This window comes from Sphingomonas phyllosphaerae 5.2 (assembly GCF_000419605.1).
GTDB classification, from domain to species: Bacteria; Pseudomonadota; Alphaproteobacteria; order Sphingomonadales; family Sphingomonadaceae; genus Sphingomonas; species Sphingomonas phyllosphaerae_B.
On sequence record NZ_ATTI01000001.1, the window covers coordinates 617409 to 639435 of the forward strand.

The window sequence follows — 22027 nt, forward strand, 5'->3', positions numbered from 1 at the left end:
TTATTCCGCCGCCAGGCGCGCGAACGCCGACGCGTGGCGCGCCTCGCCGCGCACCCCGCACGGCATCAACCCGCCCTGCACCGGCAGCGCCATCAATTGCTCACCGGCATAGGGGGAGGTGAAGTTCCTCGCGTAATCGGCGTGGAAGCCGAACCGCTCGTAGAAGCCCGGCTCGCCCAACACGAAGCATAGCACGACGCGCTCGGCTTCCAGCCGCTCGATACCCGCATGGATCAGCGCCTCGGCCACGCCCTGCCTGCGATAGGCGGCGGCGACCGCAACCGGCGCCAGTGCGACCGCCGCGATCTCCTTGCCGCCGGCATCGGCCTGCATCCGGCTGAACGCGACCATGCCAGCCAGATCGCCGGCCTCCTCGTCCACGGCGACCAGCACGAGCACCATGTCGCCGTCGATGCATAGTCGCCGCACCAGATCGGCCTCGTCGGCGCGCGGGAAGCTGGTGCGCAACAACGCGTCGATCGCGACGACATCGGGGCCGAGCGCGGTGCGGATCGTGATCGTCATGCCGTCATGCCAGTGCGATGTCCGGCGCGTCCTCCGCCTTCATCCCGATCACGTTATAGCCCGCATCGACATGGTGGATCTCGCCCGTAACGCCGCTCGACAGATCGGACAGCATGTAGAGGCCGGCGCCGCCGACGTCCTCGATCGTCACCGTGCGGCGCAGCGGCGCGTTCAGCTCGTTCCACTTCAGGATGTAGTTGAAGTCGCCGATCCCGCGCGCGGCCAGCGTCTGGATCGGTCCGGCCGAGATCGCGTTGATGCGGATATTGTCCGGGCCGAGATCGACCGCGAGATACTTCACGCTCGTCTCCAGCGCCGCCTTGGCTACGCCCATGACGTTGTAGTGCGGGATGACCTTCTCGGCGCCGTAATAGGTCAGCGTCAGGATCGCGCCGCCCTCCGGCATCATCGCGCGCGCACGCTGCGCCACCGCGACCAGCGAATAGGCGGAGATGTTCATCGTCATCAGGAAATTGTCGAGCGTGGTGTCGTAATAGCGCCCGCGCAGCTGCGACTTGTCGGAGAAGCCGATCGCGTGAACGACGAAGTCGATCGTGGACCATTCCTGCGCCAGGGCCGCGAAGGTTTCATCCAGCGCCGCCATGTCCGCCACGTCGCAATCGAACAGCCGCGCGACGCCGAGCTGCTCGGCCAGCGGGCGCACCCGCTTTTCCATGGCCGCGCCCTGGTAGGAGAAGGCCAGTTCGGCCCCCGCCTCGCTCAGCTGCTTGGCGATACCCCAGGCCAGCGACTTGTCATTGGCCAGCCCCATGATGAGCCCGCGCTTGCCCGCCATCAATCCGTTCACGCGATGTCCTGCTCTCTTCTTCCGTCTGTTCCGCCCCCTCTACAACCGCTTCGGGCGGCTCCGCCAGTGCTGCGTTGAGATGGGCGCCGAACACCAGCCCCAGACCGATCAGATAGAAGAAGAGCAGCATCACCACCACACCGGCCAGGCTGCCATAGGTAAGGTCGTAGCCGCCGAGCTGCGACAGCGCCCACGGCAGCCCGGCGGTCATGCTGACCCACCAGACCGTCGTGAACAGCGCGCCGGGCCACTTCGGCACCTCGGCGCGGCGATACTTGCCCGGGGTGACCGAGTAGAACAGCATGTAAAGCGCGCCGAACATGATCACCGCGGGCACCAGTCGCGCGATGTTCAGCCATTCCGCGACATGCTGCGCCACCGGCAGCAGGCGGTAGATGAACTGCTCGGCAGCAGTGATGATGCCTTGCACCAGGAACGCGAACAGCGCGATCACGACCGACGCGACGATCGCGAGGCTCAGCCCCAGCCGCGCCCGCCACAGCGATTGCGACGAGCGCGTACCATAAGCGCGGCGGAAAATGTCGCGGATCGTCTCGGCGAAGCTGCCGACGGTCCACAAGCCGACGAGCGCGCCGAACCACAGCAGCGGGCCGGTACGTGCCTGCAGCACGTTGCCGATCGGGGTGCGCAGCACGTCGGCGACGTCGCGCGGCAGCACCGACAGGAAGCCGGCGAGCCCGTGCCGAACCTCGTCGCTCTGCCCGAAGACCGAGGCGATCGCCGCGGCGACGATGAAGAACGGGAAGACCGTCATCAGCGCGAGATAGGCGAGGTTGCCGGCGTGGATGAAGCCGTCCGTCCACACACCGAGCAGCGCACGCTTCATCACTTCCAGCGAATATACGCCGGGTCGGAGCCGCGCCAGTTTGCGGTCGAGCCGGCGGTACGCGGCACCGTGCTGGCGGCCGCGATCCTCCGGCGTCAGCGATAGGGGTACGTCCGACACGTCATGTCAGACGCCCATCGCAGCACGCGGGTTCCCGCCACCTTCCCAGTCGGCGACGAACGCCTTCAGCGCCGCATCGTCGGCCGGCACGTCGACGGTCAGCGTCACCAATTGATCGCCACGTCCGCCGCCTTTGCGATGAAAGCCTTTTCCTTTCAAACGCAAGGTCTTGCCCGAGGTTGCCCCGGCCGGAACCGCGATCATCACCGGGTTTTCGACCGTCGGGCACTTTACCTTGCCACCCTCGACCGCTTCCTTGAGCGTGATCGGCAAATCGAGGCGAACGTCGTCGCCCTCGCGCGTGAAGAAGCGGTGCGGCTGGATCTCGATCGTGACGATCGCATCGCCGGCGCCACCCGGCCCGTCATCGCCCTTGCCCGCGAGCCGCATCTGCGTCCCGGTCTCGACGCCGGCCGGCAGTTTCAGGTCGATCGTGCTGCCACCGGCCAAGGTGACGCGTTGCGGCGCGAGCGTCGCGGCATCGATGAAGGGGACGCGCAACGCGTAGGCGACGTTGCCGCCCTTGGCCGGGGCCGCGCGGCGCCCGAAGCCGCTGGAGAAGCCACCCGCCGCACCGCCGCCGCGGGTGCGGCCGCCGAACAGCCCCTCGAAGATGTCGCTCATGTCCGGCGTCTCGGCCCCGCCCATGTCGAAGCCCTGCGAGCGGAACCCGCCCGCGCCGGGTTGCGCGCGGCCCCCGGCTCCGAAGCCGAACGGCGCGGCGGGATTGCCGTCCCCGTCGATCTCGCCGCGGTCGAAACGCGCGCGCTTGTCCTTGTCGGTCAACAGGTCGTAGGCACCGGTAACTTGCCCGAACTTCTCCGCGGCCTTGGGATTGTCGCGGTTGCGGTCGGGATGCAGCTCCTTGGCGAGCTTGCGATACGCCTTCTTGATGTCCGCCTCGCTGGCGCCGCGCGCCACGCCCAGCGTCGCATATGGATCGGCCATGTCTTCCCCGATTGGTGTGTTACTCGCCTATGTGGGGCGTTGCGGCGCGGAAGGCAATCGGCGCGGACCGGACGGACTATTCGGCGACCGGCGCGACGTCGACGCTGACCTCCATCGCCTGTGCGCCGGAGCCGAGCACGACGCCGTCGACCGGCGCGATCTCGGCATAATCGCGGCCCACGGCGACGATGATATGGTCACCCGCCATCCAGATGCCGTTGGTGGGATCGACGCCGACCCAGCCGCGCGACGGGCCGCACCAGATCAGCACCCAGGCGTGCGTGGCGTCGGCGCCGACCAGCCGCGCCTGTCCGGGCGGCGGAATGGTACGGATATAGCCAGAGGCATAGGCGGCGGGCAGGCCGGCGGCGCGCAAGCCGGTCAGCATGATCTGCGCGAAATCCTGGCAGACGCCGCGGCGCTTGCGGAACGCTTCGTGCGGAGGCGTGTCGACCAGCGTGGCGGCGGGATCGAAGGCCAGGTCGCGCTGGATACGCTGCGCCAGCGCGATGCCCGCCTCCAGCACGTTCCGGTCGGGCGCGAGATCGGGCGCGCAATAATCGGCGATCTCACGATCCAGCGGGATCAGCGGCGAGGGGTAGAGGTACGCCGCCGGCCCGGCCGCCGAAAGGTCGTTGGAGGCACGCGCCCACGCCGAAACCTCGGCGATCGTCGGATCGGTGGCGTCGGGCACCGGCACCAGCCGGTCGACGGTGAGCCGCGCGACGCTCTCGATCGTCAGGTGGCGGACGCGTTCGTCGACGACCAGCCGGGTGACATGCGCCAGACCGGCCTCGGCATGGGCGGGCGAGGTGCGACCCGACGGCGCGACATGGAGTGCATATTCCTCCAGCCGCTGGCCCGGCCAGTCGATCGGCTTCAGCCGCAGGTTGCACCGCGCGAACTTGACCGCATTGCCATAGTCGAAACGGGTGATGTGGCGGATGTCGTAACGCATGGAATCAGCCACGGTCCTCGTTCGTCCGGCGCGGCGGATGGTCGCTCATGCCAATGTCAGCCCGCTGGCGCGCAGCGGCTCGGCGCCTTGCAGGAAATAGCGATGCGCGATCGCCTCCGACAGGCGGAAGAGTCGACGTTCGACCTCGTTCAGCGTCTCGGGATCGAGCAACGCGGCCTGCGCCGGCGCGACAAGCGCGTAGAGTTCGGTCGCCTCGATCTGTTGCGGCTCGGCCATGCCGTCGTCGTCGAGCACCGGCAGCGCCGCGAGATGCTCGCGGATCCGTTCGACCTGGAAGGCGAGTGCGCGCGGATTGCCGGGGTCGAGCACGGTCAGGTCGACCACCGGCACGCGCGCGATCCCGGTCAGGTAACGCTGGCGATAGCTGATCTGGCTGTCGGCAAGGTCGAGCAGCGTCGAAAGATCGTCGGCGGAGGCGCCACTCATCCCGAACGCGCGCGCGGCACGTACGTTGGCGCGCGCGCGCTCTACGCGGCGGCCCAGGTCGTGAAAGCGCCACGATGCGGTGCGCCCCATATGTTCCGCCGACAGTCCGGCGATCGCGGCGTAGCGGCGCTGGAGCGAGCCGGCGCGGTCGAGCGTCCCGCGGTGCGTGGGAAAGGGCGCGTCGAGCAGGCGGACCATGTCCACCGACAACCGATCGCGCGAGCCGCCGGCGATCCGCTGCGCATGGGTGTTGATCGCGGCGACCGACTGCCAACCACCTTCCTGCGTCTCCATCGCCATTCGTGCGAAGGCGGTCAGATCGGCGCGGCGCAGGCTGGCGGGCGGCGGCGCGGCGCCGGTGTCGACGATCTCGGCGACCAGTCGCGCGATCGTCGTCTCGTCCGGCGCAGCACCGGGCTCGGCATCGATCGAGTGCCCGAGCATGACACGGATCGCCGCCAGCAACGCCTCTCCGCGCTCCAGATAGCGGCCCAGCCAGAAGAAATTGTCCGCGACGCGGCTCGGCAACGTGCCGGGATTACGCCGGATGTGCAGCGAGTCGGGCGCCGGAAGCAGCGACACAGGCGCGACGGGGTCCGCGCCATGGACGCAGACGTCGGCGGACCACGTTCCTTCGCCCATCACCGCCGCGCGCGGATCGGGATGCTCGCCGATCCGCGCGAATCCGCCGGGCAGCACCTGCCAGCGGCCTGTTGCATCGCGTGCCGCGAAGACGCGCAGCGTGAACGGGCGCGGCTCCAGCTGGTCACCGATCACCACGGGCATTGTCGACAATCGCACGATTTCCTGCCCGACATAATCCTGCGGACGCCGGGTGAGGTCGTCGAGGAAGGCGGCGCGCTGCTCCGGCGTCAGGTCCGCACCGGCGATCGGGGCATCGCCCGGCAGCCCCAGCGTGCGCGCACCGAACGCGGACGACAGCAGCATGGAATCGAGTTCGGCCGCGACATGCGCCGCCTCGCGGGGCTGCCCGCACCACCATGTCGCGATGTTGGGCAGGATCAGGTCGGCGCCGGTCAGCCGCGTGGCGAGCTGCGGCAGGAACGCGCTGAACGCCGCACTCTCCAGCACCCCCGCGCCAGGCGCGTTGGCAAGCACGACATTGCCCTGCGCCCAGACGTCGATCAGCCCCGGCACGCCGATCCGCGAGTGCGAGTCGAACGCCAGCGGATCGAGCAGCCGCGGGTCGAGCCGTCGCCAGAGGGCGTCGATACGCTTCAGCCCGCCGATCGTGCGGACGTACAGCCGATCCTCCAGTGCCGCGAGATCATCGCCCTCGACCAGCAGCAGCCCGAGATATCGCGCGAGATGCGCCTGCTCGGGGTAGCTGGGATTGTAGCGGCCCGGCGTCAGCAACCCGATGCGCGGGTCGGTACGCTCGCACGCCGCGGCCAGCCCCTCGCGGAACGCCGCGAAGAAGGGCGCGTGGCGGCGTACGTTGAGGCGCGCCTGCAACCCGCCGAGCGTGCGGCTGACCGCCAGCCGGTTCTCCAGCGCATATCCCGCGCCGGTCGGGGCGCGGAGATGGTCGGCGAGCACGCGCCACTCGCCCGCCGGGCTGCGCCCAAGGTCGATCGCGACGAAATGCAGATGGTGGCCACCGGGTGGCGAAAGTCCGACCAGCGGGCGGAGATAGAGCGGGCTGCCGGTGACGAGCGGCGCGGGGATATGTCCGCGCGCGACCAGCCGGGCGTCGCCGTACAGGTCCTTCAGGATCGTCTCGAACAGGTCGGCGCGCTGCACGACGCCGCGCTCGATCGTCGCCCACTCGTCGTTCTCGATCAACAGCGGGACCGGGCTCACCGGCCACGGCCGCTCGCTGTCCTCGCCGATGATGCGGAAGCCGGTGCCGATGTCTGCGGCATGGCGTTGCACCCGTTCGCGCGCGTGCCCGAGATCATCGCCGGCGACTGCCGACAGTTCCTCAAGCACCGCGATCCACGGCGCGGCGGCGGCGGCGCGCATCGTATCGGCAGGCGCGCCGCCATAGCCGTCGTACCGGCGGCGGGCATGCGTCCCGGTGTCATGGACAGGCTGTGTGGCCAGCGGTTCCTCCTTCAGCGAACCGTCGCGGACCCTAGTGGAGCGCCGGGGACAAGAAAACGTAATTATGGGCGGCGCACGCTTATTCCGCAGTTGATCGGCGCAAGTGTCTAGAAGTCCGGCAAAACTTGTGCCGCAACGCCCCAGCCCGCCAGCGTCCGCCCGTTGGCGCGTGTGATCAGGTCCGCAGCATCCCCGACGTGCCAATGCGCGGCCGTGTCGAGATCACGCAGCTCTGTCCAGGATACCGGGGCCGCAACCGGCGCACCGGCTCGGGCGCGGGCGGCATAGGGCATGATCGCGGTCGCGCCGCGTTGATTGCGAAGATAGTCGATGAAAATCCGTCCCTTGCGCTTGGCCTTGCTCATCACCGCCACGAACCGTTCAGGCTCGGCCTGCGCCAGTGCGCGCGCGAAGCGTTCGGCGAAATCCCGCACCGCCGGCCATTCCGCCTGCGGCGTCAGCGGCACGACGACGTGGACGCCCTTGCCGCCGGACAGGAGCGGGAAGCTGACCAGCCCGAGCTCGGCGAGTTGCTCTTTCAGGTGCGCCGCCGCGCGTTTCGTCTCCTCGAATCCGAGGTCCTCGTCGGGGTCGAGGTCGAAGACCATGCGATCGGGGCGTTCGAGCGCATCGACGCGCGATCCCCAGCCGTGGAACTCGATCGTACCCATCTGGACGCAGGCGACCAGCCCGTCGGCGTCGTCGACGAACAGATAGTCTTCGGTGCTGCCGTCCTTTTCGCGGATCGGCACTTGGTGCACGGCCTCGCCGAACGATCCCGCGTCGTGCTTCTGGAAGAAACATTGCCGCGCGCGGCCCTGCGGGCAACGCACCAGGCTGACCGGGCGGTGTCCCGCCCACGGCAGCATCACGCCCGCGACCTGCGCGTAATAGTCGGCGAGGTCGCCCTTGGTCACCTTGCTCTCGGGGAAGATCACGCGGTCGCGGCTCGACACCTTGATCGCGCTTTTCGCTGCGGTCGGGGCGGGGGCAGGGGCCGGCCGCTCGGCGACCACCTCCGCCGCGGGCTTGTCGCCGCGCAGGCCGATGAAGCTGGAATGGCGGAGCACGCCGTCGGGGGTCGTCTCGGCGAAGGCGACCTCCGCGACCAGCGTCGGCTTCACCCACTGCGCCCCCTTTACCGCCGCGCGCGGGGCGTCGACGGTGGCGGTCTTGCGCGCCAGCCTGTCGAGCTGCGTGCGCAGGTTGTCCATCGTGGCGGCGTCGAACCCGGTGCCGACCTTGCCTGCGTAGCGCAACGCGTCACCCTCATGGACACCCAGCAGCAGCGAGCGGAAGCCGCGCGACTTGGTCGAGGGTAGCCAGCCGACGATCACGAATTCCTGTCGCCTGATGCACTTGGCCTTCAGCCATGCCGAGGTGCGACGCCCGCGATAGGGGGCGTCGGCGCGCTTCGAGACGACGCCTTCATAACCTTCGCGGCACATCGTCTCGAACAGTTGTTCGCCCGCGCCGACGACATGCTCGGCGAACCGCAGCCGTTCCTCGCCCGCGCCGACCAGCGCGCGCAGCCGCTCCTTGCGCGTGACGTTGGGGAGCGCACGCAAATCGGCGCCATCGCATTCCAGCAGGTCGAACGCGAACAGCGTCATCGCTCCACCCGCGCCAATCGCGTCCTTGAGCGTCGAGAAGTCGGGACGCCCGTCCTTGAACGCGACCACTTCTCCGTCGATCAGCGCGCTATCGACGGATAGCGCGGCAGCGGCTTCGGCGATGCCGGGGAACTTGTCGGTCCAGTCCAGCCCGCTGCGGGTGTAGACCTTTGCGGCGCCACCGCCGATCGCCACCAGCGCGCGATAACCGTCGTATTTCACCTCGTGGATCCACTCCGCGCCGGCGGGCACGTGATCGACCAGGGTGCAGAGCTGCGGAGCTTCGAAGGCTGGCGGTAGGGCGGCTGCGCCGGCCTTCTTCTTCGCGCTCTTGGCGGCGGGCTTGCGCGGCGCTGCCTTGGGTTTCGTCCCTTCGGCGATTTCCTGCATCGTGCGGCCGGTCGCGACGCTGGTGAGCGCGGTTTCGACCAGCGTGTCGGTCCCGCCCGCCTCGGCATCCTCGATCTTGCGGAGCAGCCAGTTTTCGCGCTTCTCCTTGCCGCGCGGACGTAGCCGGATCAGCAGCCACTCGCCCCTCATCCGCTCCCCGTCGAGGACGAAATGGAGGTGGCCCTTGTCGAGGTCGGCGGCGCTCTTGCCTTTGATCGGCGACCAGGTGCCGCGATCCCACAGCATCACCGTTCCGCCGCCGTACTCGCCCGCCGGAATTGTCCCCTCGAAGCTGGCGTAGGAGAGCGGATGATCCTCGGTGCGCACCGCCAGCCGCTTTTCGTTCGGGTCCAGGCTGGGGCCGCGCGTCACCGCCCAGCTCTTGAGGACGCCGTCCAGCTCCAGCCGGAAGTCCCAGTGCAAGCGCGTCGCATCGTGCTTCTGGACCATGAAGCTGTTGCCGTGCCCGGCCGCCAGCGTTCCCGCCGGCTCGGCGGTGCGCGAGAAATCCCGCTTGGCGTTGTAGCGCTCGAGCGGATCGCGCTCAGGCACGTTTCTTCGCCGGTGCGCGCTTGGCCGGGGCCTTCTTGGCGGCGGGCTTCTTCTCCGCCGCCGCGGCGCCCGGTTTCTCCATCGACTTCTTCAGCGCCGCCATCAGGTCGACGACGTTGGAGCCCGAACGGGCGTCGTCGCCGCCCTTGTCCTCGATGATCTTGCGCCCCTTGGCCTTGCGCTTGCGCTCGATCAGGCCCTTGAGCGCATCGACATAGCGATCGTGGAATTCGGACGGATCGAAGGCGGCGGCCTTCTTCTCGATCAGCGCCTCGGCGAGATCGAGCAGGTCCGCGTCGGGCTTGTCGTCGGGAATGTCGCGAAAATAGCCCTGCGCGCGGTGCACCTCGTCGGCGTAGCGCAGCGTCTCGAGGACCATGCCGCGTCCGCACGGCTTCAGGCTCACCACATATTCGCGCCCCCGCATGGCGAGTTGCCCGAGCCCAACCTTCTTCGTCCGCCGGAGCGCCTCGCGCAGCACGATGAACGCCTCCTCGGCGAGGTCGTCGGCCGGGACGACGAAATACGGTTTCTCGTAATAAAGGACGTCGATCTCGTGCGCGTCGACGAATTGCGTCAGCTCCAGCGTCTTCTTCGATTCGAGTTTCACCGCATCGATCTCGTCCTGTTCGAGCAGGACGTATTCGCCCTTCTCGATCTCGAAACCCTTCATGATTTCGTCGGTGTCGACCGGGCCGACGCCGGGCGCGACCTTCTCGTACTTGATGCGCTGCCCGCTGGGTTCGTGGATCTGGTGGAAAGCCACCTGCGCGCCGGACTTCGTGGCGGAATAGATCTCGACCGGGATCGACACCAGCGCCAGCCGGATCTGTCCCTGCCAATATGCGCGTGCCGCCATCGAATCAGCCCTTCATTGCGTTGCCGATTCAATCGCTGGGCCGGGCAGGGGTTCCGGGGGTTGATGTGCGTCAGGATAGCGCCCGCGAATCCTTCACGGCCTGGGCGATCGCCAGGACGTCGGCCCGCTCCCGCCGGACGTCGCGGACGGCGCCTTCCCCTACCAGCTCGTCGACACAGCCCGGCCAGTCACCGGCTTTTACGGGGCTGGCCATGCTGCACCTGTTCCGGCGATGATCGGCAGGCCGCGAGCTACGACGCTGATGACCTTTTTGCGCAAGGTAGGTAAGGACACGAATATGTCCGACGATCCCTTCACCCTGTTCGACCGCTGGTTCGCCGAGGCGCGTGACAGCGAGCCGAACGACCCGAATGCCATGGCGCTCGCCACCGCCGACGCGCGCGGTCGTCCGTCGGTGCGGATGGTGCTGCTGAAGGGGCACGGCGCCGGGGGCTTCGTGTTCTACACCAATCGCGGCAGCCGCAAGGCCGGCGATCTGGCGGCGAACGCGCAGGCGGGGCTGCTCTTCCACTGGAAGTCGCTGCGCCGTCAGGTGCGGATCGAAGGCGCTGTCACCCACGCCAGCGATGCGGAGAGCGACGCCTATTTCGCGACGCGCGGGCGCGACTCGCAGCTTGGTGCCTGGGCGTCGGAGCAATCGCAACCGCTCGACGGCCGTGCCACGTTCGAGGCGCGCTTCGAGGAAATGAAGGCGCGCTTCGACGGGCAGGATGTGCCGCGCCCGCCCAATTGGGGCGGCTATCGTGTCACGCCCGACATGTTCGAATTCTGGCACGACCGCGCCCATCGCCTGCACGAGCGCCGCGTGTTCACGCGAGCCGGCGGCGGGTGGAGCGAAGGATTGCTGTTCCCATGACCCGCGACGAACGTCGCCGTGTCGTCCCGTTGGCGATGCGCGCCGCGCTCGCCAGCGTGGCGATGGCGTGCACGCTGCTGATCGTGAAGGGCTATGCCGCGTGGCATACCGGATCGGTCGCGATGCTGGGCAGCCTTGCGGACACCGGGCTCGACCTGCTCGCCAGCCTCGTGACCCTGTACGGCGTGAAGCTGGCCGCCGAGCCCGCCGACCACGATCACCGCTTCGGCCATGGCAAGGCGGAGGCGCTGGCGGCGTTGTTCCAGGTCGTGCTGATCACCGCGTCCGCGATCGGGATCGCTGTCCAGGCGATCCGGCGCTTCTCCGATCCGGTCGCCAACGAGGATGCCGGTCTGGGGATCGGCGTGTCGATCGCAGCGATGGTCGCGACGTTTGCGCTGCTCGCCTATCAACGCAGCATCATCCGCAAGACCGGATCGGTCGCGATCATGGCCGACAACGTCCATTATCAATCGGACATGCTGCTGAACGTGGCGGTGATCGCGGCGCTGGTGCTGGATCAATATGTCGGCATCTCCGGCGCGGATCCGGTGTTCGGCATCGCGATCGCGGCATGGCTGGCCTGGGGGGCGTTCCAGGCGTCCAGCCAGGCGATCGACATGCTGATGGACAAGGAATGGCCCGAGGCGCAGCGCGCCGCCTTCGTGGAGGTCGCCGCGCGCCAGCCCGGCATCCGCGGCATCCACGATTTCCGCACGCGTCGCGCCGGCAGCCACGATTTTGCGCAATTCCACATGGAGGTCGATCCGGACCTGTCGGTACGGTCGGCGCACGACATCGTCGAGCGGGTCGAGCGCGCATTGCGCGACACCTTCCCGCGCGTCGAGACGCTGATCCACCTCGACCCCGAGGGACATATCGATACCGACAACCCGCTGGTCGAGGCCGATGTGACACCGCACTGGTTCTCCAAGCGGCTGTAGGAGCCTGTCCGCAATGCGCATTCCGTTCACCCAGGTCGACGCCTTCACCGACCGCCCGTTCGGTGGCAATCCGGCCGCGGTGATGCCGCTGGCCGTGTGGCCCGACGATGCCGTGCTGCTGGCGATCGCGCAGGAGAACAATCTGTCCGAAACTGCCTTCCTTGTGCCGGATGCCAGCGGCGCGGCCGATTATGAATTGCGCTGGTTCACGCCGGCGGACGAGATTGCGCTATGCGGCCATGCGACGCTCGCCAGCGGGCATGTGGTGCTGTCGTCCGATCCGGACCGCGCGCGGGTGCGGTTCCGCACGCGGCAATCGGGCGTACTGGAGGTTGCGCGCGACGGCGCCGGGTATGAACTGGCCTTGCCGGCGCTCGTGCCGACCCCCCGCGACCTGCCCGGCATCGTCGCGGCACTGGGCGTCACTTCAGTCGCGACGCTGTGGCACGATGGCGGCTATGCGGTGGCGGTGTTGAAGGACGAAGCGGCGGTGCGCGCCTGCGCGCCAGACCTGCGCGCGCTGGAGCAAGAGGGGCGGTTGCTGGTGATCATCACCGCGCCGGGCGACACGACCGACATCGTCAGCCGCGCGTTCACCCCGGCGTTCGCGATTCCGGAGGATCCCGTGACCGGCAGCGCGCACGCAGTGGTCGTGCCTTATTGGGCGCAGCGGCTTGGACGTGACGCCTTCTCCGCCTGGCAGGCCAGCGCGCGCGGCGGCCGGCTCGGCTGCCGGCTGGCGGGCGACCGCGTCGTGCTGCGCGGTGAATGCGTCACCACGATCGAGGGCACGTTCCTGCTGCCCTGAAGCTCAGATCAGGCCTTTGGCGCGCAGGCTGACCTGTCCGTTCAGCCCGACGATCAGATGGTCGTGGACCGCGATGTTGAGCGGCTTGCCCGCCGCGGCGATCGTGCGCGTGATGTCGATGTCGGCGCGGCTCGGGGACGGGTCGCCCGACGGATGGTTGTGGACCAGAATCAGCGCGGCGGAGCCGACCTCCAGCGCGCGCTTGATCACTTCGCGCACATGCACCGCCGCTTCGTCGATCGTCCCGCGCGCCATTACTTCGTCGCGGATCAGCATGTTGCGCGTATTCAGGTGCAGCACGCGGAACCGTTCGACCATGTCATGCGCCATGTCGGCATGAAGGTAATCCGCCAGCGCCTGCCAGTTCGACAAGACCGGGGCCTCGCGGGTGCGGGCGCGGACCAGCCGGATCGCCGCGGCATGCGCGATGCGGATCGCCGCGGCGCTGGTCTCCCCCATGCCCGGCACGCGCGCCAGTGCGGACGGATCGGCGCCGAGCAGCGCCGGCAGCCCGCCGAACTCGCGCAGCAGCGCCTTGGCGAGCGGCTTGGTATCTTGCCGCGGGATCGCGAGCGCGAGCAGATACTCGACCAACTCGTGATCGAGCAGTCCGTCCGGATCGGCGAGCAGTCGTGCGCGCAACCGGGCACGGTGTCCCCTGGCATCCAGCGTGCGCATCTCGTCGTCTTCGGCCATGTGTCGGGGGTAGGTGGCTTCGCGGCGACGTGCAATTGCGCCCGCCACGTCGACTGCCGTATGACCCCGCCGGCATGAACCGCCCGGCGCAGCAACGGACCTATCCAGCGTGAGCGGCGCGCGCCGGCGGATCGCCGTGGCCGTCTCCGTGCTGGCGTTGGCCGGCGGAGGCGGGCTTTGGCTGTCGCGCGTGCCGATCGCGACCCACGTCATCGACCGCGAACTGGCGCGTAACGGCGTGGCGGCGCGCTACCATATCTCGAACCTCGGGTTGGGCCGGCAACGGCTCACCGACGTGGTGATCGGCGACCCTGCACACCCCGATCTGGTCGCCGACTGCGTGGAGACGCACACCGATGTCGGGCTGTCCGGCGCCAGGCTGATCGCGGTGCGTGCCGGGCACGTGCGGATCGCCGCGCGCTTGCGGGACGGGCGGGTATCGCTCGGCGCGCTGGACCGCTTGCTGCCGCGGTCGTCGGGCGGACCGTTCGCCTTGCCGGCGCTGGACCTCGACGTCGCCGATGCGCGGATCGCGCTGGCCACGCCGTATGGTCCGGCAGTCCTGCGGGTGAGTGGGCGCGGACGGCTCGACGACGGGTTCCGCGGCCGGCTCGCTGCGCAGGCGCCCGCGCTCGACCTGCCCGGGTGCCGGATCGACCGGCTCGCTGCCGATGTCGCGCTCCGTATCACCGCCACCGCACCGCGCGTTGCCGGACCGGTGAGGGCGGCGGCGCTGGCATGTGGGCAGGCGCAGGCGCGCACCGTGGCGACCGACGTCGACCTCGGATTGTCCCCGGCGCTCGACCGCTGGTTCGGGCGCGCGCACGTCGCGGCGGCGCAGGTGACCGCGGCGGGCACGCGGCTGGAGCGGCTGGGCGGGACGATCCGGTTCCGCGGCGATGCCGATCGTACCAGCGGGACCGCAATGCTGACGCTGGCGGGCGCGCAGGCCGATGTCGGGCATGCCGGTGCGACGGAACTGGCGGGACAATGGCGGGTGGCGAGCGGGCACGCGACGTTCGCCGGGCGATTGCAGGCGGCGCAGGTCGCCCTCGCGGCGCCGGTGCGAGGACGGATCGCTGCGCTCGGCGATGTGGCGGTGGGTTCGCCGGTCGGGCCGCTGCTCGCCGGCGCTGCGCGGGATGTCGCGCGCGCCGCAAGCGCGATGCGCGTCACGGCCGAGCTGGCGGTGGCGACCGGCGATCCGACGTTGCTGACGATCGAGCGCGGGACGATCGCGACCGCCAGCGGCGCCCGCGCGACGCTCGATGACGGTGCGATCACGATCGGGCATCCGGCCGGCGTACAGGTCGCGGGCCGCATGACGCTCGGCGGTGGCGGGTTGCCGGCGGCCGTCGTCCGACTGTCGCAACCGGCGCCGGGCGCGCCGATCGATGGCGAGGCGGTGATGCGGCGGTACGCGCGCGACGGTGCGGCGCTTGCGCTGACGCCGGTCGACTTCACGACCGGGGGCGGCGGCGCGACGCGGATCGCGACGACCGCGACGCTGAGCGGACCGTTCAGCGGCGGGCGTGTCGACGAGGTGCGCGTGCCTCTCGTGGCGTTATGGGACCGGCGCGGGCGGTTGAGCGTCAATCGCGACTGCACGCCCGTGACGTTCGACCGCCTGGCAGTATCGAGCCTGACACTGGCGCGCGGCGCGATGCGGCTGTGCCCGACCGCGGGGTCGTTGGTCGAGGTGGCGGGCGGTACGGTGCGCGGCGGCGCGCGGTTCGGTGAAACGGCGCTCACGGGCACGCTCGGTGGATCGCCGCTGCGGATTGCGGCCGGTGGCGGGACGCTGGCGCTCGGCGGGCGCAGCTTCGTGCTGAACGAGGTCGCGACGCGGATCGGTGCGCCGGGACGCGAGACGCGGATCGACGCCGCGCGGTTGAGCGGCCGGGTGTCCGGCGCCGGCGCCGCCGGCACGTTCGCGGGGATGGGCGGGCAGATCGGCACCGTGCCGCTGGTGATGAGTGCGGGTGAGGGCGACTGGCGATTCGCGAGCGGTCGGCTGGCGCTGGACGGCGCTTTGCAGGTCGCCGACACCGCCGCGACGCCGCGCTTCCAGCCGATGGCGGCGCGCGACGTGTCGCTGACGCTTGAGGGGGGCACGATCCGCACGACCGGGCGATTGTTCGAGCCGACCAGGAACATCGCGGTCGCCGGGTTGGCGATCGAGCATCGCCTGGCGAGCGGCGCGGGCACGGCGCGGCTGGACGTGCCGGGGATCACCTTCACCGACGCGTTCCAGCCCGAATTGCTCACGCGGCTGACCTTCGGCGTCATCGCCGACGTGAAAGGGACGATACGCGGGGCCGGCGACATCCGCTGGGATGCGCAGGGCGTGTCGAGCACCGGCACCTTCGCGACCGATCGGATGGACCTCGCCGCGGCGTTCGGCCCGGTGGAGGGGCTGGCGGGCACGATCCGCTTCACCGACCTGCTCGGGCTGACAAGCGCGCCGTCGCAGGTGGCGACGGTCGCCTCGATCAATCCGGGTATCCCGGTCACCGACGGGCGGATCGTCTATCGGCTCCTGCCGGAGCTGCGTGTGCAGGTGGAGACGGGCCGCTGGCCGCTGGCCGGGGGCACGCTGACGCTCGACCCGACGATCCTCGATTTCGATTCGGACGCGGCGCGGCGGCTGACGTTCCAGGTCGACGGAATGGATGCGGGGCAGTTCCTCCAGCGTTTCGACTTCAAGAACCTGAACGCCACCGGCACCTTCGACGGCGTGCTGCCGATGATCTTCGACGCCAGCGGCGGTCGGATCGCGGGCGGACGGCTGGTCGCGCGGCCCGGCGGCGGGTCGATCGCGTATCTGGGCGAGCTGACCGAGCGTGACCTCGGCGTCTGGGGCAATCTCGCCTTCCAGTCGCTGCGCTCGCTCACCTACCGCAGCCTCGACGTGCAGATGGACGGGCCGCTGGCGGGCGAGATGGTGACCGGGGTGCGCTTCACGGGCATCAAGCAGGGCGCCGGCGCGAAAAGCAATTTCCTGCTGCGGCGCCTGACGCGCCTGCCGATCCAGTTCAACATCACGATCCGCGCGCCGTTTCGCGGGCTGATCGATTCGGCGGCGAGCTTCTACGACCCGCAGCGGCTGGTGAAGCGCAACCTGCAGGCGTTAATCGACGAGCAGAACCGGAAGACGGGCGTTCAGCCCCCCGCAAGCGAGAAGGTGCCATGACCGCAACAGGATTGACGAACGCGATGCGCCTCACGACCTTGGCCCCGATGGCGATGTTGATGCTGGCCGGCAGCGTGGGGGGATGCGTGAACATCTCCGCCCCCGACAAGCCGATCCAGATCAACCTCAACATCAACGTAACGCAGGAAGTGGTTTATCGCCTCGACAATGATGCGAAGTCGCTGATCCAGCAGAACCCGGGGATTTTCTAAGCCATGCGTACGAAGAGCCTTGTCCTGATCGCCGCGCTGGCCGCGGCGGCGATGCCCGGCGCTGCACTGGCGCAACGCGACCCCGCCTATGCCGCGGCGCGCGCCGGCGGCGAGGTCGGCGAACAGCCCGACGGCTATCTGGGTGTGGTCGGCGCCGGATCGGCGTCGCTGCGCGCACTGGTCAGCAACATCAACATCCAGCGCAAGGCGGCGTATACGCAGAAGGCGCAGGCCTCGGGCGCGACCGTGGAGCAGCTCGCCTTCACCAGCGGGTGCAACCTGATCGCGCAGACCAGGCCCGGCGAGAAGTACCGCACGCCCGACGGCGGCTGGGAAACGCGCGGCGCGGGTGCGCCGACCCGCGACCCGCGCTGCGTTTAGATCCCTGACGGCCCCCGCCGCGGGGGCAAGCCGTGGTGCGCCACCGCCTGCTACCCCGGTCACGCCGGGATAACGGGCGGGGCGATGTTCATGCGATGTTGACACCCCCCGACCCCCCGTCTAACCGGACCGTGCCTTGGCGGGGCTGCTCGCCGCTTGCGCGCATCCGTGTCCCCGGCGAGAAAAAACCAGGGTGGGGGTGGCTGCGTGGCGGAGAACGGTTCCGGACGGGATTTCCACGACGCGGAGGACCCGCGCCTGACCCAGCTCGATAAACGACTGGAACAGGCGCGCCGGGACGAAGCGGTTCGGCAGGGGACGGTACACGACGACGCGGATGCAGGGTATTCGCTCGGTAATCGTGTCCTCGCTGCCCTGATCGGAAGTCTCGTCGGATCGGCGCTGATCGGCTGGCTTTTCGACCGCTGGCTCGGCACCGCCCCCTGGGGGCTGATCGTCATGCTGTTCCTCGGGATCGGCGTGGCGTTCAGGCAGATCATTCGGTTGACGAGCAGGCGCCCGGGCGATCCGGGCGCTTGACGTATGTGAGAAGCGGGAACCCGGCAGTGGCGGCAGAAGGCGGCAAGATCGATCCGATGCACCAGTTCCTGATCGAGCCCGTGCTCGGTCGGCCCTGGATCGTGGGCGGCTATGATCTTTCCTTCACCAATTCGGCGTTGTGGATGGTCATCACGCTGGTCGTGCTGTGGCTGTTCATGCTCGGCGGCATGAAGCGGGAGCTGGTGCCCGGGCGCTGGCAGGCGGCGGTGGAGGGGTTCACCGGCTTCGTCCAGAACATGCTGGTCTCGAACGTCGGGCCGGAGGGAAAGCGCTTCGTCCCCTACGTCTTCTCGCTGTTCATGTTCATCCTGTTCGCCAACATCCTGGGTCTGATGCCGGTCGGCATCGTGCCGGGCTGGCACCCGTTCACGATCACCAGCCACCTGACCGTCACCGGCGTGCTGGCGATCATCAGCTTCTCGATCGTACTGATCGTGGGCTTCGGCAAGCACGGCTTCCACTTCTTCAGCCTGTTCGTGCCGCACGGCACGCCGCTGCCGATGATTCCGCTGATCTTCGTCGTCGAGTTGCTGAGCTTCCTCGTCCGCCCGTTCTCGCTGGGTCTGCGACTGTTCGTCGCGATGACCGCGGGGCACATCCTGCTGAAGGTGTTGGCGGCGTTCGTGATCAACGGCATCAATCTCGGGCCGGGCTATATGGCGATCGTCTCGCTGCCCAGCTTCCTGCTGATGATCGGCATCACGCTGCTGGAGCTGCTGGTGGCGGCGATCCAGGCCTATGTTTTCGCATTGCTGACCAGCGTCTATCTGAACGACGCGGTCAACCTGCACTGAGTTTTCCTTCAACCATCTGATTTTCTGACGGGAGTTATTACCATGGACGCAAACGCCGCCAAGCTGCTCGGCGCCGGGCTCGCTGCGATCGGCATGGGCATTGCCGCGCTGGGCGTGGGCAACGTCTTCGCCGCCTTCCTCGAAGGCGCGCTGCGCAACCCGGGTGCCGCCGACGGCCAGCAGGGCCGCCTGTTCATCGGCTTCGCCGGTGCGGAGCTTCTGGGCCTGCTCGCCTTCGTGACGATGATCATCCTGGTGTTCGTCGCACAGTAAGCCGCTTGCCCGGCGCCGCCGCGAAGGCGGGCCGGGCCAGTGACGACGACGACCAGCCAAGGGACCGGCATGCCGCAAATCAGTCAGATCGCCGCCACCTATGCCTCGCAGCTCTTCTGGCTGCTCATCACCTTCGGCATCCTGTACTTCGGGATCGGCAAGATGATGGTGCCCAGAGTGCAGGGCGTGATGGAGCTGCGCGAATCGCAGATCGCGCAGGATCTCGCCATCGCTGAAGCGGCGCGGGTCGAGGCCGATCGGACCGAGGCGGCGTGGAACGCCGACATGGACGCGGCGCGCGCCGCCGCGCAGGCCGAAGTCGCCACGGCGAAGGCCAGTGCCACGGCCGCCGCGGAGGCGCAGCTGCGTACGGCGGACGCCGATCTGGCGGAACGCATCGCGCATCATGACATGGCCATCGGCAACGCCAAGGCGGCGGCGATGGTCAACGTACAGACGATCGCGGCGGAAGCGGCGCAGGAGCTCGTGCAGCGCCTGTCCGGGGTCGTAATCCCATCCGATGCCGCCAACGAAGCGGTGCGCAGGCAGCTGAACCATGGCTAATCCCCCGACCATCGCGCAGGACATCGAGGCGCAGCCGCTGGAAGGCCAGGACATGGCCAACGGCAGTGGCATCCACCACGGCACCAGTGCCGGTGACGGAGAGTCGCATGTCGCCCCGACGGCGCTCGGCTTCAACGATACCGGCTGGGTCGGCATCGCTGCGCTGGTCGTGTTGATCGGCATGGTGGTGTGGAAGGTGCCGGCGGCGATCGGCGCGATGCTCGACAAGCGCATTGGCGAGATCCGTCACCAGCTCGACGAGGCCGGGGCGCTCCGCAAGGAGGCCGAGGCGCTGCGTGACGAATATGCGGCACGCGCGCGCGGTGCGGAGGCAGACGCTGCCAAGATGCGGGAGAATGCGCATCACGAAGCGGCCGAGATCGTCGCCAAGGCCAAGCACGACACCGAAGTGCTGATGGAGCGCCGCACGCGCATGGCGGAGGACAAGATCGCCGCTGCGGAGCGTAGCGCGATCGCCGAGGTACGGGCGCGCACTGCCGAGGCAGCGACTGCGGCCGCCGCGGCGCTGATCGCGGAGCGCCACGGCGCCGACGCAGACCGCGCGCTGATCGATCGCGCCATCACGGGCGTCGGCCGCCTCAACTGACCTGAACTGCTTCGACGGACGAGCGCGACGGGCGCTCGCCACCGTCCCACCGACCTCCGTTCACGGCCGTCGGCATATGCTTCCTTGCTGCCGGCCAGCAAGGAAGCTTCCGATGCGCGCCACCACGCACCTGCCGACCCTCGCGTCCCTCCTGCTCGCCTCGGTTGCGATACCCGTCGCGGCGCAGGCGCCGGGCGCCGCTACCACCAGCGAAGCCGCCCCGGCCCCCGGCGAAGGCGCCGCCGATGCACGGCTGCGCGCGCTGTTCCATGACAGCGACGAGGGCAGCCTTCGCCGCAACCCGGTGCAGGCGCTGTTCCGCGGTGACATGCGCTATGCCGACCAGCTCGGCGATTTCTTTTCCGACGCGCATATCGCCGCCGAACGCGAGGCCGCGCGCGGCGATCTGGCGGCGCTCGCGACGATCGACCGCGCGAAGCTGACCCCGGTCGACCGGATCGCCTATGACGTTTTCCGGCAGCAGACCGAGTTGAACCTGCGCGGATTCGCGCCGGATCTGGTCGCGCTGTCGATCGTGCGGCCGCTCGATCATTTCTACGGCATCCACACCTTCTACCCCGATCTGGCGTCGGGGCAGGGGGCGGCGCCGTTCAAGTCGGTGGCGGATTACGAGAACAACCTGAAGCGCAACGCGCAATATGCAGTGCAGATCGATGCGGCGATCGCTCGCTTTCGGGAGGGCATGAAGAGCGGGATCGTCCAGCCGAAGCTGGTGGTGCGCAATATGATCGGTCAGCTCGACAATCTGCTGGCGGGCGGTGCGGACCAGTCGCCGTTCTATGGGCCGGTCAAGACGTTCCCGGCCGGTATCGCCGAGGCCGAGCAGGTGCGGCTGCGCGTCGCCTACATGCGGCAGATCTCCGAAGTGCTGAACCCGGTGCAGCAGCGGCTGCGCGACTTCCTCCAGAACGACTATCTGCCGGTGGCGCGTGACAGCGTCGGGCTGTCGGCGATGTCGGGCGGCGCGAAGCTCTACGATTACCTGATCGAGTCGAACACGACCCTGCCGCTGAAGGCCGAGGCGGTCCACGCCCTGGGTCTGTCCGAGGTGGCACGCATCACCCGCGAGATGGAAGCGCAGAAGACGAAGGTCGGCTTCAAGGGCACGCTGGCGGCGTTCTTCGCCTTCCTGCGCACCGACAAGCGTTTCCAGCCGTCGTCGGCCGCGCAGCTGCGCGAGGGTTACGAGGCGATCGGGCGGCGCGTCGACGGCCGGGTACGCGAGCAATTCTCGCTGGTCCCGCGGGCGCGACTTGAAATCCGGCCCGTGCCGGCGTTCAAGGAAAAAACCGACGCCGGTGGCTCCTACCAGTCGGGCACACCGGATGGGTCGCGGCCGGGCGTGTTCTATTACAATACCTACGATCTGCCCACGCGCTACATGTGGGAGATGGAGACGTTGTACCTGCACGAGGCGGTGCCGGGACATCACTTCCAGATCAGCCTGGCCCAGGAGAACGAGGCGCTGCCGGCATTCATGCGCTTCGGCGGGAACACCGCCTATGTCGAGGGCTGGGCGCTTTATTCCGAGACGCTCTGGCCCCAGCTGGGGATGGAAACCGATCCCTATCAGCGGATGGGCGGGCTGAACGACGAGATGCTGCGCGCCATGCGGCTCGTGGTGGACACGGGCATCCACGCCAAGGGCTGGAGCCGCGACCAGTCGATCGAGTACATGCTCGCGAACTCGCCGATGTCGCGCACCGACGCGACCGCCGAGGTCGAGCGCTATATCGCGATCCCCGGGCAGGCGCTGGCGTACAAGATCGGCCAGCTGACGATCTCGCGCGTGAAGGCCGACGCGCAGAAGGCGCTGGGCGCGCGGTTCGATCCGCGCAAGTTCCATGCGCAGGTGCTGGATACCGGCGCGCTGCCGATGCCGGTGCTGGAGAAGAAGATCGCCGATTGGGTGAAGGCTGGGGGTAAGTAAGGACCGTCATCACGGAGCGGGGGCGGCGAAGG

The 22027-nt window shown here is 68.9% G+C and carries 22 protein-coding genes; 12 read left to right on the forward strand and 10 right to left on the reverse strand.

The window, feature by feature from the left end:
* The 9 genes from SPHPHY_RS0102975 to SPHPHY_RS21700 form a co-directional block, all read right to left on the reverse strand.
* Entirely contained in the window at positions 1 to 525 is a 525-nt protein-coding gene (locus SPHPHY_RS0102975) for a GNAT family N-acetyltransferase (protein ID WP_022685229.1), read from the reverse strand.
* A gap of 4 nt (positions 526 to 529) precedes the next feature.
* Entirely contained in the window at positions 530 to 1321 is a 792-nt protein-coding gene (gene fabI, locus SPHPHY_RS0102980; RefSeq protein WP_022685230.1) for an enoyl-ACP reductase FabI, read from the reverse strand.
* A complete protein-coding gene (locus SPHPHY_RS19035; protein ID WP_022685231.1) occupies positions 1281 to 2300 on the reverse strand; it encodes a YihY/virulence factor BrkB family protein in 1020 nt (339 codons plus the stop codon). Before SPHPHY_RS19035 ends, fabI begins: the two co-directional genes overlap by 41 nt.
* 6 nt (positions 2301 to 2306) lie before the next feature.
* Positions 2307 to 3248 carry a DnaJ C-terminal domain-containing protein gene (locus tag SPHPHY_RS0102990; protein WP_022685232.1) on the reverse strand — a complete coding sequence of 314 codons (942 nt, stop codon included), beginning with the start codon at positions 3246 to 3248 and terminating at the stop codon, positions 2307 to 2309.
* 76 nt (positions 3249 to 3324) lie between these two features.
* Positions 3325 to 4206 carry a transglutaminase family protein gene (locus tag SPHPHY_RS0102995; protein ID WP_022685233.1) on the reverse strand — a complete coding sequence of 294 codons (882 nt, stop codon included), beginning with the start codon at positions 4204 to 4206 and terminating at the stop codon, positions 3325 to 3327.
* A gap of 45 nt (positions 4207 to 4251) precedes the next feature.
* Positions 4252 to 6639 (reverse strand): circularly permuted type 2 ATP-grasp protein, encoded by a 2388-nt coding sequence (locus SPHPHY_RS0103000; RefSeq protein ID WP_022685234.1) that lies wholly within the window; start codon positions 6637 to 6639, stop codon positions 4252 to 4254.
* 188 nt (positions 6640 to 6827) lie between these two features.
* The gene (gene ligD, locus SPHPHY_RS0103005) at positions 6828 to 9275 is read right to left on the reverse strand and encodes a DNA ligase D (protein WP_022685235.1); all 2448 of its coding nucleotides are present in this window, start codon (positions 9273 to 9275) and stop codon (positions 6828 to 6830) included.
* Complete coding sequence (locus tag SPHPHY_RS0103010; RefSeq protein WP_022685236.1) at positions 9268 to 10134, reverse strand: Ku protein; 867 nt, start codon at positions 10132 to 10134, stop codon at positions 9268 to 9270. Before SPHPHY_RS0103010 ends, ligD begins: the two co-directional genes overlap by 8 nt.
* Positions 10135 to 10204: 70 nt before the next feature.
* Positions 10205 to 10348: a hypothetical protein gene (locus SPHPHY_RS21700; RefSeq protein ID WP_022685237.1), complete on the reverse strand. Its 144-nt coding sequence runs from the start codon at positions 10346 to 10348 to the stop codon at positions 10205 to 10207.
* Between the two features lie 84 nt (positions 10349 to 10432).
* Between SPHPHY_RS21700 and pdxH the strand changes: the two genes are divergently transcribed.
* From pdxH to SPHPHY_RS0103030, 3 genes are read left to right on the forward strand one after another with little or no spacing between them, the layout of a single operon-like run.
* Positions 10433 to 11011, forward strand: coding sequence for a pyridoxamine 5'-phosphate oxidase (gene pdxH, locus SPHPHY_RS0103020; RefSeq protein WP_028056426.1), 579 nt, complete (start codon positions 10433 to 10435; stop codon positions 11009 to 11011).
* Complete coding sequence (locus tag SPHPHY_RS0103025; RefSeq protein WP_022685239.1) at positions 11008 to 11955, forward strand: cation diffusion facilitator family transporter; 948 nt, start codon at positions 11008 to 11010, stop codon at positions 11953 to 11955. Before pdxH ends, SPHPHY_RS0103025 begins: the two co-directional genes overlap by 4 nt.
* A 13-nt stretch (positions 11956 to 11968) precedes the next feature.
* On the forward strand, positions 11969 to 12763 hold the full coding sequence (locus tag SPHPHY_RS0103030) for a PhzF family phenazine biosynthesis protein (protein WP_022685240.1): 795 nt from the start codon (positions 11969 to 11971) through the stop codon (positions 12761 to 12763).
* A 3-nt stretch (positions 12764 to 12766) separates the two neighbouring features.
* Here the strand turns inward: SPHPHY_RS0103030 and radC are convergent, their stop codons facing one another.
* Positions 12767 to 13459: a RadC family protein gene (gene radC / locus SPHPHY_RS0103035; protein WP_022685241.1), complete on the reverse strand. Its 693-nt coding sequence runs from the start codon at positions 13457 to 13459 to the stop codon at positions 12767 to 12769.
* Between the two features lie 109 nt (positions 13460 to 13568).
* Between radC and SPHPHY_RS0103040 the strand changes: the two genes are divergently transcribed.
* From SPHPHY_RS0103040 to SPHPHY_RS0103090, 9 genes are all read left to right on the forward strand, one after another.
* Positions 13569 to 16652, forward strand: coding sequence for an intermembrane phospholipid transport protein YdbH family protein (locus SPHPHY_RS0103040; RefSeq protein ID WP_022685242.1), 3084 nt, complete (start codon positions 13569 to 13571; stop codon positions 16650 to 16652).
* Between the two features lie 23 nt (positions 16653 to 16675).
* On the forward strand, positions 16676 to 16864 hold the full coding sequence (locus SPHPHY_RS19040; protein ID WP_022685243.1) for a YnbE family lipoprotein: 189 nt from the start codon (positions 16676 to 16678) through the stop codon (positions 16862 to 16864).
* A 3-nt stretch (positions 16865 to 16867) separates the two neighbouring features.
* Positions 16868 to 17245, forward strand: coding sequence for a YdbL family protein (locus tag SPHPHY_RS0103050; RefSeq protein WP_022685244.1), 378 nt, complete (start codon positions 16868 to 16870; stop codon positions 17243 to 17245).
* Positions 17246 to 17452: 207 nt separating this feature from the next.
* Positions 17453 to 17785, forward strand: coding sequence for an AtpZ/AtpI family protein (locus SPHPHY_RS0103055; protein ID WP_022685245.1), 333 nt, complete (start codon positions 17453 to 17455; stop codon positions 17783 to 17785).
* 26 nt (positions 17786 to 17811) lie between these two features.
* On the forward strand, positions 17812 to 18600 hold the full coding sequence (locus tag SPHPHY_RS0103060) for a F0F1 ATP synthase subunit A (protein WP_022685246.1): 789 nt from the start codon (positions 17812 to 17814) through the stop codon (positions 18598 to 18600).
* A 42-nt stretch (positions 18601 to 18642) separates the two neighbouring features.
* Entirely contained in the window at positions 18643 to 18873 is a 231-nt protein-coding gene (locus tag SPHPHY_RS0103065; RefSeq protein WP_022685247.1) for a F0F1 ATP synthase subunit C, read from the forward strand.
* A 69-nt stretch (positions 18874 to 18942) separates the two neighbouring features.
* The gene (locus SPHPHY_RS19045; RefSeq protein ID WP_043130406.1) at positions 18943 to 19437 is read left to right on the forward strand and encodes an ATPase; all 495 of its coding nucleotides are present in this window, start codon (positions 18943 to 18945) and stop codon (positions 19435 to 19437) included.
* Positions 19430 to 20044, forward strand: a complete 615-nt coding sequence (locus SPHPHY_RS0103085) for an ATP synthase subunit B (protein WP_022685249.1) — start codon at positions 19430 to 19432, stop codon at positions 20042 to 20044. Before SPHPHY_RS19045 ends, SPHPHY_RS0103085 begins: the two co-directional genes overlap by 8 nt.
* A 112-nt stretch (positions 20045 to 20156) precedes the next feature.
* Positions 20157 to 21995 carry a DUF885 domain-containing protein gene (locus SPHPHY_RS0103090; protein ID WP_022685250.1) on the forward strand — a complete coding sequence of 613 codons (1839 nt, stop codon included), beginning with the start codon at positions 20157 to 20159 and terminating at the stop codon, positions 21993 to 21995.
* Positions 21996 to 22027: the final 32 nt, after the last annotated feature.